Annotated in this window: 15 protein-coding genes; 8 read left to right on the top strand and 7 right to left on the bottom strand. The window is 54.7% G+C overall.

The features are described from left to right. From KNP81_RS15305 to KNP81_RS11165, 3 genes are all read left to right on the top strand, one after another. Positions 1 to 162, top strand: a 162-nt coding sequence (locus KNP81_RS15305; RefSeq protein ID WP_483297931.1) for a disulfide oxidoreductase, incomplete at its 5' end; no start/stop codon positions are given. 11 nt (positions 163 to 173) lie between these two features. Beyond that, positions 174 to 761 carry an SCO family protein gene (locus KNP81_RS11170; RefSeq protein ID WP_214710628.1) on the top strand — a complete coding sequence of 196 codons (588 nt, stop codon included), beginning with the start codon at positions 174 to 176 and terminating at the stop codon, positions 759 to 761. An 87-nt stretch (positions 762 to 848) separates the two neighbouring features. After that, complete coding sequence (locus KNP81_RS11165; RefSeq protein ID WP_251130342.1) at positions 849 to 1,943, top strand: MBL fold metallo-hydrolase; 1,095 nt, start codon at positions 849 to 851, stop codon at positions 1,941 to 1,943. Between the two features lie 22 nt (positions 1,944 to 1,965). Here the strand turns inward: KNP81_RS11165 and KNP81_RS11160 are convergent, their stop codons facing one another. After that, positions 1,966 to 3,183 carry an MFS transporter gene (locus KNP81_RS11160; RefSeq protein WP_214720002.1) on the bottom strand — a complete coding sequence of 406 codons (1,218 nt, stop codon included), beginning with the start codon at positions 3,181 to 3,183 and terminating at the stop codon, positions 1,966 to 1,968. Positions 3,184 to 3,326: 143 nt separating this feature from the next. On the opposite strand from KNP81_RS11160, the gene relB reads away from it, so the two are divergent. Then, the gene (relB, locus tag KNP81_RS11155) at positions 3,327 to 3,548 is read left to right on the top strand and encodes a type II toxin-antitoxin system RelB family antitoxin (protein ID WP_214720001.1); all 222 of its coding nucleotides are present in this window, start codon (positions 3,327 to 3,329) and stop codon (positions 3,546 to 3,548) included. 61 nt (positions 3,549 to 3,609) lie between these two features. Here the strand turns inward: relB and KNP81_RS11150 are convergent, their stop codons facing one another. Together KNP81_RS11150 and trhA are read right to left on the bottom strand one after the other, a co-directional pair. Further along, entirely contained in the window at positions 3,610 to 4,305 is a 696-nt protein-coding gene (locus KNP81_RS11150) for a DsbA family oxidoreductase (protein WP_021066765.1), read from the bottom strand. 86 nt (positions 4,306 to 4,391) lie between these two features. Continuing rightward, the gene (gene trhA, locus KNP81_RS11145; RefSeq protein ID WP_029595912.1) at positions 4,392 to 5,036 is read right to left on the bottom strand and encodes a PAQR family membrane homeostasis protein TrhA; all 645 of its coding nucleotides are present in this window, start codon (positions 5,034 to 5,036) and stop codon (positions 4,392 to 4,394) included. 124 nt (positions 5,037 to 5,160) lie between these two features. Between trhA and KNP81_RS11140 the strand changes: the two genes are divergently transcribed. Beyond that, entirely contained in the window at positions 5,161 to 5,685 is a 525-nt protein-coding gene (locus KNP81_RS11140) for a DUF1836 domain-containing protein (protein WP_214720000.1), read from the top strand. A gap of 40 nt (positions 5,686 to 5,725) precedes the next feature. On the opposite strand, the gene KNP81_RS11135 is transcribed toward KNP81_RS11140, so the two are convergent. The 3 genes from KNP81_RS11135 to KNP81_RS11125 form a co-directional block, all read right to left on the bottom strand. After that, positions 5,726 to 6,340, bottom strand: coding sequence for a PH domain-containing protein (locus KNP81_RS11135; protein WP_021066768.1), 615 nt, complete (start codon positions 6,338 to 6,340; stop codon positions 5,726 to 5,728). Between the two features lie 13 nt (positions 6,341 to 6,353). Then, the gene (locus tag KNP81_RS11130) at positions 6,354 to 7,187 is read right to left on the bottom strand and encodes an aldo/keto reductase (RefSeq protein ID WP_214719999.1); all 834 of its coding nucleotides are present in this window, start codon (positions 7,185 to 7,187) and stop codon (positions 6,354 to 6,356) included. A gap of 61 nt (positions 7,188 to 7,248) precedes the next feature. Further along, positions 7,249 to 8,160 (bottom strand): MBL fold metallo-hydrolase, encoded by a 912-nt coding sequence (locus tag KNP81_RS11125; RefSeq protein ID WP_214719998.1) that lies wholly within the window; start codon positions 8,158 to 8,160, stop codon positions 7,249 to 7,251. Positions 8,161 to 8,523: 363 nt separating this feature from the next. Between KNP81_RS11125 and abc-f the strand changes: the two genes are divergently transcribed. From abc-f to KNP81_RS11110, 3 genes are all read left to right on the top strand, one after another. Then, positions 8,524 to 10,218, top strand: coding sequence for a ribosomal protection-like ABC-F family protein (gene abc-f / locus KNP81_RS11120; protein ID WP_214719997.1), 1,695 nt, complete (start codon positions 8,524 to 8,526; stop codon positions 10,216 to 10,218). 12 nt (positions 10,219 to 10,230) lie between these two features. Then, positions 10,231 to 11,007: a hypothetical protein gene (locus KNP81_RS11115; protein ID WP_214719996.1), complete on the top strand. Its 777-nt coding sequence runs from the start codon at positions 10,231 to 10,233 to the stop codon at positions 11,005 to 11,007. Between the two features lie 114 nt (positions 11,008 to 11,121). After that, positions 11,122 to 12,033, top strand: a complete 912-nt coding sequence (locus KNP81_RS11110) for a cation diffusion facilitator family transporter (RefSeq protein WP_214719995.1) — start codon at positions 11,122 to 11,124, stop codon at positions 12,031 to 12,033. 41 nt (positions 12,034 to 12,074) lie between these two features. On the opposite strand, the gene KNP81_RS11105 is transcribed toward KNP81_RS11110, so the two are convergent. Continuing rightward, positions 12,075 to 13,214: a zinc-dependent alcohol dehydrogenase gene (locus KNP81_RS11105; protein ID WP_058763103.1), complete on the bottom strand. Its 1,140-nt coding sequence runs from the start codon at positions 13,212 to 13,214 to the stop codon at positions 12,075 to 12,077. Positions 13,215 to 13,299: the final 85 nt, after the last annotated feature.

Here is a 13,299-nt window from a genome sequence, read left to right as displayed (position 1 = left end):
GTTCAAAAAGTACCCGGTTTCGCCGATATCAAGCCGTGCGTGCAAGGCGTACCGTGCAACGTGCAATACATCAACTGGTTCGGGTTCGTGACGATTCCGTTCCTTGCCTTGACGGCATTTACTTTGATCACGCTCCTCGTCTGGCGCGTGAGACGCAATTGACAATGAAGGAGATGGAACGTGTGAAGAAATGGATGCTCATCGGATTGATCAGCTTGATGGCGGTGCTCGCCGCGTGCGGCCAGGAGATTGAAGACCCGCTCAATTGGGAGATCGAGTCGTTCGACTATATGAATCAAAATGAAGAGATGGTTAGTCTGGACGATTTGAAGGGCAAAGTTTGGATGGCCGACTTCGTCTTCACGAGCTGTGAGACGGTCTGTCCACCGATGACGTACAACATGACGAAACTCAATGAAGCGCTCGTCGAAGAGGGCGTCGAAGACGTCCAATTCGTGTCGTTCAGCGTCGACCCGACCGTCGATACGCCGGACAAGATTCAAGCGTTCATGGCTGACTACGACTTGGCGAAAGCCGATTGGCAATTCTTGACGGGTTATTCGCAAGAAGAGATTGAGGCGTTCGCGCAACAAAACTTCAAAGCGCTCGTCCGCAAACCGTCAGAAGGCACCCAAGTGGATCACGCGACGTGGTTCTATCTCGTCGACCAGGACGGGAAAATCATCAAGGCGTATCAAGGATTCCAAGACGTGCCAATCGAGGACATCGTCAGCGACATCAAGATTTTACAGAACTCATAAGACGGCCCGTGCCGTCTTTTTTGTATTCGAAAACAGGGGAATCGGCGTTGGTGCCGTATAATGAATAAGGTAGAGGAGTGGATGGAATTGAAGAAGACACTATTATTTTCATTGATGGGCCTGGCTGCCGTGACAGGTACCGTGCTCACGCAATATAAACCGCTCGGGAAAAAGCCGAAGGCGCTCCGGTCGCCGAACCTGGTGAACGGAAAGTTCCAGAATCAGCTCGAGACGCCGATGCGGTTCTCATCGGACGACATGATCTCGATGTCGAAGGAATATTTGAATCCGGACTCGCTCCGGAAACCGAGCGAGCGCTTACCGGTCGTCCCGATCGACTTCAGCGAGAAACTCGGTTCAAGCTTCACACGCATCTATTGGCTCGGACACTCGGCGATGCTCGTCCAAATGGACGGTAAGACGATGCTCGTCGACCCGATGTTCGGCCGGAGCCCATCGCCGCTCCCGTTCGCGAAAAACGAGCGGTTCAGCGAAGACTTGCCGTTCGAGCTCGACGACTTGCCGGACATCGATGTCGTCTTGCTCACGCACGACCATTACGATCATTTGGACTATGCGACGATTCAAGCGATTCAAGACAAGGTCGCCTTCTTCATCGTCCCGCTCGGCGTCGGCAGCCACTTAAAACGGTGGGGCGTCGGGGCGGAACGCATCGTCGAGCGCGATTGGGGCGAGACGTTTGACTTCGGCTCATGGACGTTCGTTTGTACGCCGGCTCGGCACTTCTCCGGTCGCTCGCTCACCGACCGCAACGCGACGCTCTGGGCGTCATGGGTCGTCCTTGGCGAGACGGACCGCCTGTTCTTCAGCGGGGACGGCGGGTATGGGCCACACTTCAAAGAAATCGGCGATGCGTACGGACCGTTCGATTTCGCGGCGCTCGAGTGCGGACAATACGATGAGCGCTGGCCGGACGTGCACATGCAACCGAGTGAGACGGCACAGGCGTTCCGTGACGTGCGGGCCGACAAGATGATGCCGATCCATTGGGGCGCGTTCACGTTATCGTTTCATGCCTGGTTCGACCCAGCTGAGCAGATGGTGAGGCTCTTACCACGAGAGGACGTGCTCACGCCGCGTATCGGTGAGCGGATCACGCTCGACGGACGGAACGACACGACCAACTGGTGGCGTGACATCGAAGACATGAACAAGCGATGACCGAATCGGTCACCGCTTGTTTTTATGAAGAGAGGCGTTCGGCCTCGTCCGTTTCGATATGAAGTTTGTGTTTGCGCGTATAGACGAGGAACGCTGCCGTCATGAGGATCGAGCTGATCCCGAACAAGACGACCATGAGCTGTAAGCCGATCAAGTCGAGGAAGAAGCCAGTGACGAGCAACACGACTTGGAAGACGATCCGGTCGAGCATGTTCCGGAACGAGAAGAAGCGGCCGTGATAGTCTTTCGGCATCCGTGTCTGGAAAATCGTCACGGCCGTCGGGAAGAAGCAACCGACCGAGAAGCCGAACAAGACGAATGCGGCGATCGAGACGGCCGGGATGTCGGCGAAGTAAAGCATGAGCTGAGCGATCCCAATCAAAAACGAGAACGTGAACAAGATGGAGAACACGGAGAACTTCTCACCGATCCGTTTGATGAGGAACGCACCGACCATGAAGGCAATCCCTTCGGCCGTGTAAATCCATCCTTTGATCGCCGTCGAATCTTGCAGCTCGCTAATGTTGATGACGAGCAAGTTGAACCCGCCGATGAAGAGGAGCGGGATGAGCGTCATGACGAGTGTCATAAAGATGACCGGAATCGATTTGATGATTGGAAAGACGTCCTTGAACCCGCCGGACGATTTCGCGTCCACTTTCTTCGCAGATGGGACGGTCGTCTCGTCGATCTTCAAGAACCACGTCGCGACGGCGAGAAGCAGATAAGCGACAAACGAGAGCGCGTAGACGTCCCGAAGTGAGATGAGCGTGAGCAAGATGCCGGCAATGGCCGTCCCGATGACACGCGACAGCGTTGACACGTTCATATGCACCCCGTTCAAGGCGAGCAGCTCCCGTTCCTTGACGATGAGCGGGATGGCGGCCTGGAGTGCCGGGAAGTAGAACGCGGCCGACCCTTGCAGGAAGACGAGGAAGACGACCATCCACAGCACGCTTCCCGTCTCGATGGCGACGAACATGAATAGAACGCTCAGCGCCCGGACAATACTTGAGATGAGCATGATTTTCTTTTTCGAGCCTTGGTCGGTGAGACGGCCGGCGAGCGGCCCGATGGCGACCCCGGCGAGCAATCCGCCAGCGAGGATGAGCGCCTTGACGAAGTCAGACGGCACTTTCTCCTGCATGAATTCCAAGTTGCCGATGATGCCGAGCCAAAGCCCGAGACCGGCGACGAACTCCCCGGTCAAGATGATCCAGACGTTGCGATTTTTCCACATATGGTTAAATCCTCGATTCTTATTAGGTAATAATAATTATCCTTCAGAACGATTTAGAAAGCTACAAAAAAGAAGCCGGGATTTGAGCTGACTACATCAATATTTCAATTCGTAATACAATGTGTATAAAGGAGGTTAATCGTATGGGAATGATATCTGTACGACTCAATGAGGAGGATGAGCGCCTCATAAGAGGGTATGCGAGGTCTAACAACCTGTCCCTCTCGACTCTCGTTCGCGATGCTGTCTTGAAACGAATCGAGGATGAACACGACTTAAAACTTTATAGTGAAGCGATGAGCGTGCACCAGAAGCATTCCGAGGCAATTTCATTTGATAATATGGTAAAGGATTTGAACAAGTAAATTGAATCAAAAAAGCATTCGTCCAAGTATGGGCGAATGCTTTGCTTTTATTCGTGTAACATCAAATATCGCAGTTATCGTCCGTGCACGTCGCACCGCCCGAGAGCACTTGAAGCGTCGGTGCCGATTCGGCCCACGTCTTCTCGAGCACTTGCGTGAACGCCTCGGTCGGCTGGGCGCCAGAGACGCCGTATTTATTGTCGAAGACGAAGAACGGGACGCCGGTGATGCCGAGGTCGCTCGCACGCTTCTCTTCAGCGCGAACGTCTTCCGTGTATACGTCTGAAGCGAGCACGTCTTTCACGGCGTCGGCATCGAGTCCGACACTTGTTGCGATCTCGACGAGGACGTCGTGGTCGCCGATATGTTTCGCGTCGACGAAATACGCCTTAAGGAGCGCTTCTGACAATTCTTTCTCTTTTCCGACCGTCTTCGCATAGTGCGTCAACCGGTGCGAGTCGAGTGTGCCCGTGACGACCATGTTGTCGAAATCGTACTCAAGTCCGACGGTGCGAGCCTGGGCGGCGACTTGGGCCGTCGTGCCTTTCGCCTGCTCGAGCGGCATGCTGTATTTCTTCGCGAGTGCTTCGTAAATCGAACGCGAGTCGGTCGTCGGGGCGTTCGGGTCGAGCTCGAAGCTCTTGAACTCCACTTCGACGTTGTCCGCGTGCGGGAACTGTTCGAGCGCTTCTTCTAGACGGCGCTTGCCGATATAACAGAACGGACAGACATAGTCTGACCAAACTTCAATTTTCATATTTAATCCCTCCTACAGTCAGTGTAGGATGTCTTGAAATCGAAGTAAATGAATGTGCTCACGAAAAAAGCCCTCGCAAGGAGGACTTAGAAGACGTACCAGAACACGCAGACGAAATGGGCGAAACTGCCGAACAAGATGAACAAATGGAACACCTCGTGGAAGCCCCAACCGCGCCAGTTGACGAACTTCGGCTTGAAGCCGTAGATGAGCCCGCCAATCGTGTACATGACGCCACCGAGGATGAGCCAGAAGATGCCGGCGTTGCCGATGACGTCATGAAGCGGTCCGATGAAAAACACCGATAACCAGCCCATGCCGATATAGAGCGCTGTCGACAAGAAGCGTGGTGCGTGGAACCAGACAAGCTTGAAGATGATCCCGAACAAGGCGAGCGCGTGGACGGTGCCGAACAACACCCAACGCGTCGGCCCTTCGAGCGCAAGCAATGTGAGTGGGGCGTACGTACCGGCAATCAAGGCGTAAATCATTGCATGATCGATTCTCCGGAAGAAGGCGATGACGTTCGGCGAGGCGATGATGCTGTGGTAGAGGCCGGACGACAAATAGAGAAAGACGAGGCTAATGCCAAACAAAATCGCAGCCATGATGGCGAGCGGCTCGCCGAGCAGTGACGCTTTCACCGTCATCGCAATCAACGCGACGAACGCGAGCACGGCACCGGCCAAGTGGGTCAGTGCGTTAATCGGTTCCCGAAAAATCGAATTCATGTAAAACACTCCTTATCACGTCATGTAGTATCCATAACTACATGATAAGCTGTATACGTCAGAACGACAAGGTTTTTGTTTCGACAAATCCGGTTTGTCCGTATACTAAAGGGGAGGTGATCCAATGAAACCGCATGAAATTGTAAAGACGGAAGGGACGCTCCCGAAGCAGGTGCTCCCGACGATCGACTTATATATGGACCAAGTCATCCAGCTGTTCGAGCAACATTACGGCAAGATGAAACGGAGTGACGATGAGACAATTTTGACGAAGACAATGATCAACAACTACGCCAAAGGTAAGCTGTTCCATCCCGTCAAAAACAAGAAGTACACGAACGAGCACTTGATGTTGCTCAGCCTGATTTACGAGATGAAAGGATTGCTCTCAATCAATGACATCAAAGAGACGCTCCGGCCGCTGAACGAGTCGGACGAGGGCTTCTCGCTCGAGGACTTCTATGACGCGTACCAGGTGCAGAAAGAACAGAACATGCAGGCGTTCGAGGCACAAGCCGAGACGCTCCTCGCCAACGTGCGCACGAACGAGACGAACGGCATCCAACAGTCGCTCGCCATCGCCTCGGCCGTCCATATGAGCCACTTGTTCCAACGGCTCGCCGAACAATTGATTGATGAAAGCAATTAAAAATGGCCTACGATTCGTCTGAATCGTGGGCCATTTTTCATTAGTTGTTGATGTACTTCTCGAACACGTCACCGAAATCTTTGCGGTTCCACTCGTGATAGTGACCTTTAAGCCAGTCGAAGCTCTGTTCATTCAATTCCTTGAACGTCGAGGCGACATTCATATCGCCTTGACGAAGCCCGCTCAAAATCGACACCGAATGCGTGAGCGAGGCGTTGGCGTATTCCATCATCTTACGGCCTTCGCGTTGTTTCTCGGCGATGGCGAGGAGCGATTTGTACAAGTCTTTCACATGCTCGATTTGTTTCTTGTTCACGTCAATCGAATACGGCTTGTCGCCGATGGTGAATTTGATCTCGACGTCCATGTCGACCGTGCCGGCCGTCTCGAACATGACGTTATTCAATGGGAAGTGGGCGTATGGATAGCGATACAAGACGCGTTTCGAACTCATCGCGCTCGTTCCGTCGAGGTGAATCATCGCCAAGTTCGTGAAGCAGTACTCGTCCGATTTCGACTTGATTAAGAAGTAAATCTTCTCGTTATCCTCATGGAGGACGTAATCGTCCGAATCCGCCTTATCGAAATCTTTCGGGTCGATGACTTCGCCGATATCGCTGAAGCCCGTCAAATCAGAAGCTAGTTTTTTGAACATGTCAAATCTCTCCTCAGTAGTGGATTTTGTGCATCTCGTTCGGGTCAGACCCGGTCCGCTCGTTTCGGTTGAGTCCGTCGATCGCGTGCATCTCTTCTTTCGTCAACGTGAAGTCGAACACCTCTATATTCTCACGAATTCGACTCGGCGTGACCGATTTCGGGATGACGGCCACACCGTTCTGTAAGTGCCAACGCAGGATGACTTGAGCCGGTGATTTCCCGTGCTTGGACGCGATCTCGGCGATGACCGGATCCTCAAGCGCCTCGCGCCCTTTCATGAGCGGGCTCCACGCCTGGATTTGAATATCGTACCGCTGGCAGAACGCGATTAATTCTTTTTGGGACAAGTATGGGTGGATCTCGACTTGGTTCACCGCCGGGACGATCGAGCACGACTGGATGATCTGTTCAAGGTGGCTGACCTCGAAGTTCGAGACCCCGATGGCCCGGACCTTGCCTTCTTCATACAACTGTTCGAGCGCCTTATACGTCTCGACGAATTTACCGAAGCGCGGCATCGGCCAGTGAATCAAGAACAAGTCGACGTACTCGAGATCGAGCCGGTCGAGGCTGTCTTGGAACGCTTGGAGCGCCTCGTCATAGCCGTGGAACTCGTTCCACAGTTTTGTCGTCACGAAGATGTCTTCCCTCGGGACGCCGGATTCGCGAATCGCTTGGCCGACGCTCTCCTCATTCTGATAGATAGCGGCCGTGTCGATCAATCGATAGCCCGCGTCAAGCGCTGCTTTGACCGTTTCGACCGTGACCGCCCCGTCTTCCACTTTGTACACGCCGAGCCCGAGCATCGGCAGTTTCACATCATTGTTGAGTGTTGTCCATTCCATATTGATTCCCTCCCTCTCAACTCTTACGTTACCGAAAATCGCACGGAAGTGAAAGCGAAAGCTACAGCCGAATGCTTTCACCGTGGGACTTGATCACGATTTGGTCACGTTCGAGCTTGGCAGCGGCGACGAGTCGCTCATACGGCTCCTCGACCGGTTCGTACGATAAGACGAACGTGTCCCAATGCATCGGGAAGAAACGTTTCGCGCCGCTCTGTTTGAACATCGTCCATGCCTGTTCTGGCGTGCAGTGGGCTTCCTCGAACGACTCCGGTTGATAGGCCCCGATTGGGAAGAAAGCGAGGTCGATCGGTTCTTTGTTCGCGAGCCCGTTGAACGACTCGGTGAACGCCGTATCCCCGGCGAACAACATGCGGACGCCTTTATATTTCAAGACGTAGCCGTTATAGCCCATATGTTTGTCCCACGGGAAACGATTGCCCCAGTGGGCGACGGGAATGGCTTGGACGTGAAGCCCGTTCGCGAGCGTCAGCTTGTCGTGCGGATGCATCTCGAGCGTCTGCAGGCTCGGGTATTTACGTAACAGCTTGCTCGTGCCCGGGGCCGAGATGACGACCGTGTCGCGGGTGATCAGTCGTTTCAGACTCTTATGATCGAAGTGGTCCATATGGGCGTGGCTGAGCAGGATGACGTCGACGTGCCCAATTTCCTCAATCGAGAGGGCAGGGGCGGTATGACGTTTCATCCCGAACGTGACCGGCCCGACGTGGACGCCGATTCGCTTCGAGAAAACCGGATCCGTCAAAATTTTTAATCCGTACCAATAGATGAGCACGGTCGAATGGCCGACCCAGGTGGCACTGACCATCGTCTCATCGAACGAGGCGAGGTCTGGTTTGACCGTCGGGACTTTGAAGGCCGGTCGAGGCAGTCTTCGTTTCAATCGGGTATATAAGAACGTACCGACACTCGCCAAGACGGCGCTCGGGACGAGCAGGTTTCGTAATCGCATAACAGTCACCTCATCATCTAAGATGGTTTAATCATACCGCTCGACCGACGCCCCCGCATCCGCCGGAAGGTGTAGAAAAAATGGGAGATTGTGGTCCGGCTCTTGCGAATCCGCTTTCAATTTGGTACGGTGACAGTAACTTAGGAAAGGAAGGTACCGCGTGCCATGAAAAAGTCACACTCACTCAACTGATGAAACGAATCATCACTGTTCGCACGAACAGTCACGGGTGAAGTGTGTCCAATTTCAGGCTACGGGGGTGACCCTTCTTTCCGCTTGACCGGATCTCTTCACACCACCGCACGTTGCGGATGGTGTTTTTTGTTTCATCGCGTATCAGACAAACTAGCGAGGTGAAACAATATGTTAAGTATGAAGCAAGTCCGGTTCGACCACGACCGGCAACCCTTATTCGACAATGTCTCGTTCGACGTCGCTGCAGGCGAACGGGCCGTCTTGTTCGGCCAGAACGGGTCCGGCAAGACGACGCTATTCAAGCTGCTCATAGGTGAACTGGCCCCACAGTCAGGTTCGATTGACGTCTTGGGCACGATCGGTGTCGTCGAACAGACGGTGTTTGATGGAGAAGAGACCGCGCTCGACTACGTCATGCAAGGCGACTTGGCGCGCTACAATCTCTACCTTGCCGTCACATCAGGTGATTCGGCGCGCGTGCTCGAAGCGTATGACGAAGCACTCGCGGTTGACGCCTTCGCGCTCGAGCTTGAGGCGAGACAAGCACTCAAACGACTTGGTCTTGACGGACATGACGCGAGCCGACTCCGCGATTTGAGCGGCGGTGAACAGACACGGGTCCAACTCGCCCGTCTCACGATGCGACACGTCGACATCGTCCTGCTCGACGAGCCGACGAACCATCTCGATTTGGACTCGATCGAGTGGCTGACACGCTGGGTGAACGAGTTTTCGGGGACGGTGCTCGCCATCTCCCACGATCGTCAATTCATCGATGACGTCGCGACCGTCATCCTCGAGCTGCATGAGGGGACCATCGTCCGCTATCCGGGCAACTACACGGCGTATAAACATCAGAAGGCTGAGGAACTGGTACGCGACGAGCGAGCCCATGCCCGCTACATGGCGCGGAAGTCGGAGTTGCTCGATATGATCGCCCAATATAAGGGCTGGCATTTAAAAGCGAAAGCGACGGCGAGCGTGCGAAGTCCAGGCGCTCAAAAAGGCGCGGCGAACCTTGCCATCAAGATGAAGGCCCGGGAACGTAAACTCGAACAGCTCGAAGGGACGCGACCTGAGCGTCCGAAAGATGCGGCCCATATCTCGGTCCGCTTCCAAGCCGACCCACTCGAGGCGAAGACGTGGATTGCGGTCGACGACATCTCGTTCGGTTACGACGAACCCCTCTTTGAACGACTCTCGCTCACGGTGAACCGGGTTGACCGCATCTCCATCGTCGGACCGAACGGGAGCGGGAAGACGACGCTGTTGAAACTATTGATTGGCGAACTCGCACCGGAGGCAGGGGATATCAAGCGTCATCCGAAACTGAAAATCGGTTACTTCTCACAGACGCTCGCTCGATTACCGGCCGAAGGAACGTTGCTCGAGGCGCTCCTGGCCGAAAGTGACATCACCGAGACGGAGGCGCGGACGCTGCTCGCCCATTTCTTGTTCCGCCGCGATGAGGTGTATAAGCCGATCCGAGAGGCGAGCATGGGTGAGAAGTGCCGCATCGCCTTCCTCATCTTGTACTTCTCGGACGCGGACCTGCTCGCCCTCGATGAGCCGACGAACTATTTGGACGTGGCCACACGGGAGCAAATCGAGGCCGCGCTCGAGGTGTATCGAGGCGGATTGATTCTCATCTCGCATGACCGGACGTTCCACCGCTTGACGGACCGGACGATCGAGCTTGGGGAGACGGTACGCGTGCTCGAGTCCGGAGATACAAAGCCGGTCGACGTTGACGCGACGCTCCAGACGCTTGAGACATTGACGAGCGAACCGCATATTTTCTTCGACGAGGCAGGAAACGGCATCCCCCTTGCCGAATCCGAACAGAATAGACGAAACAAATAGGGGTGGAATCATATGAAAGAAGAAGTTCGGGCATCACGGGCCGCATCACGGAAGCGGAAGCGGTTATGGCAAACGGCGACGGTCATCGCATTGATTGCTTCACTCGTCGGCGTCATCGCCTTTGCGGCCCTCATGGATACGAAGAACTCGGCGTTGCCGGAGACAGACGACATCGCGACCGAGTCGGTCAATAATGAATCAGAGGCGACAGAAGGAGACGAGCCGGAAGCGGAGGCCGACGAGTCAGCGGGAACGTACGTCTATATCGCGGCACCTTATACGAAAGTGTTCGCCGACGACCGCGCGACGGTCATTTATGAGGCCGACCTCGGTGACCGGTTCGAACAGCTCGAGGCCGTCAGTGGTTTCGTCAAGCTCCAATTGAACGAGCAGACGACCGGATGGGTGACGGAAGCACAAGTGACGGGAGAAGCGACGAGCATTTCCGATGACGATGTGACCGCGGCATGGAAAACCGTCGTCCCGACTGCTGATGAAGCGACACTCGAAGTGCTCGGCCAAGACATCGACAGTGTCCGGGCCACACTCGGTGCCCCGAAAGCGGTCCAGCGTGACCAAGTGAACGAATACCATTTCTATGACGGCTTCTTCTTGATGGTACGTGACCAGCAAGTGCGGGCAATCGACTGGGACCGACAAGCGGTCGCGACGCCTGATGTGACAGCGACGAGCAGTCAAAACGCCGGCAGTTGGTATGAAAGCGAGACTCGCCAGTTGAAGTTGTTCCCATATGACGGTGTCATGCGGGTCCGGCTCGAACAGAAATAACGACAATCGTCGAGAGGACATCCCTTTCGGCGATTGTTTTTATGTATTCATTCAAATGAACGTTTGAATGTTAGGGGTGGAAGGTATAAACTAGTAGAGAGAGGGGGCGACAATATGGGCGCACATCACGAACATCACGGGGACGACCATCATCATCATCATACGACGAACCAACGGGCATTATTCTGGTCGTTCGTCCTGATTGCGACGTTTATGGTCGTCGAGGTCATCGGCGGAATCTGGACGAACAGTTTGGCGCTGTTGTCGGACGCGGGCCATATGCTCAGCGACGCGGCGGCACTCGGGCTCAGTTTCCTCGCTGTCCGGTTCGGGGCACGCCAAGCGACGCCGGAGCGGACGTTCGGCTATCGACGCTTCGAGATTTTGGCGGCGTTCGTCAACGGCTTGACGTTGCTCGTCATTTCCATCTATATCATCATCGAGGCGTATCAACGCTTGTTCGCACCGCCAGAGATTTTAAGCGGCGGCATGCTCACGGTCGCGATCATCGGGCTACTTGTCAACGTGCTCGCGGCGTGGCTGCTCATGCGGGGCGAGCGTGACAACTTGAACGTCCGCAGTGCGTTGTTGCACGTGTTCGGCGATTTGCTCGGCTCGGTCGGGGCCATCACCGCGGCCGTGTTGATTATGGCGTTCGGCTGGACGCTCGCCGATCCGATCGCGAGCCTGTTCGTCGCCGTGCTCATCTTGGTCAGCGGCTACCGGGTGACGCGGGAGGCGATTCACATCTTGATGGAAGGGACACCTGACCAAGTCGACGTCGTGGCGATGCAACGGGAGCTCGGAGGTATTGACGGTGTCAAAGAAGTCCATGACTTGCACGTCTGGTCGATTTCATCGAACGAACTCGCTGTCACGTGTCACGTCTTAATCGAGTCCGACACGGACGACCAGCGCGTCTTGCATGATGTGACGGAACGAATCCGTCAATTCGCCACGTTCGAGCGTTCAACCGTTCAAATCGAACGGGAAGCGCAATGTTGTGAGAAACGAACGATTTGGTAAACGAAGAAGCGGTCCCTGACAGAAGTCGGGGACCGCTTTTGTTATGGCTTCAAGACGACTTTGACGCAGTCGTCCAAATGATCGTTAAAGATTTTGTATGCGTCGGCCGCCTGTTCGAGCGGCAAGCGGTGCGTGATGATGTCGGTCGGATCGAACTTCTTGTCGACGATCATCTGGAACAGCTCGGGCATGTAGTGGATGACCGGTGCTTGTCCCGTCCGGATGCTTACGTTACGGGTGAAGAAGTCGCCGAGCGGGAACTGGTTATAGTTCATCGCATAAATCCCGGTCAATTGAACCGTCCCGAACTTCCGGACCGCTTCTTTGGCGACTTTGATGGCGCTGAGCGTGCCGCCTTGAACCATCAACTTTTGCTCTACTTTCTCGATTGGAGACATTTTGCCGTCGAAGCCGACACAGTCGATGACGACGTCAGCACCGCCGTTCGTGATCTCATAAATGTATTTGCCCGTATCAATCGGGTCTTTCATGAGAACGGTCTCAACGTTGTTCGACAATTTGGCTCGGTTCAAGCGATACAATTCCGGGTCGACGGCGATGACGCGTTTCGCACCACGCACCCAGGCGAGCTTTTGTGTCATTAGTCCGACCGGTCCCGAACCGAGGACGACGACCGTGTCGCCGGCTTTCATCCCGGAACTGTCCAAACTCCACCAAGCGGTCGGGATGACGTCGGAGAGGAAGAGGAGTGCTTCGTCGTCGAGTTCGCACGATTCGGGAATGACGAGCGGCATGAAGTTGCCGTAAGGCACTTTCAAATATTCGGCCTGCCCCCCAGGATGGTTCCCGAACTGCTCGGTGAATCCGAAATAGCCGCCCGCGTCCGTATGCGGGGCGTGGTTCGAATTGTCACACTGACTCTCCATCTCGTTCTCGCAATAGAAACAATGGCCGCACGAGACGTTGAACGGTAAGACGACCCGGTCGCCTTTTTTCACTTTCGTCACGTCAGGTCCGACTTCCTCGACGATGCCCATCGGTTCGTGCCCGATGACGTAGCCATGTCGGGTCGGCATGTTGCCTAAGTAGATGTGCAAATCTGATCCGCAGATGGCCGTCGAGGTGATTTTGACGATAATCTCTTCCCGATTCTCAATCTCTGGGTCTTTCACGTCTTTCACTTCGATGTTCTTCGCTCCTTGATAGGTGACAGCACGCATTTGTCCACTTCCTCCCTTTTTTCAAAAACAAGTAAGTCACAACAAGAGTACTGTACCCCTCCCGCACGCATGCGAATCCGATTTT

The organism is Exiguobacterium sp. s149, assembly GCF_018618395.1.
Classification (GTDB): Bacteria; Bacillota; Bacilli; order Exiguobacteriales; family Exiguobacteriaceae; genus Exiguobacterium; species Exiguobacterium chiriqhucha.
This window is presented reverse-complemented; position numbering and strand designations above follow the sequence as displayed.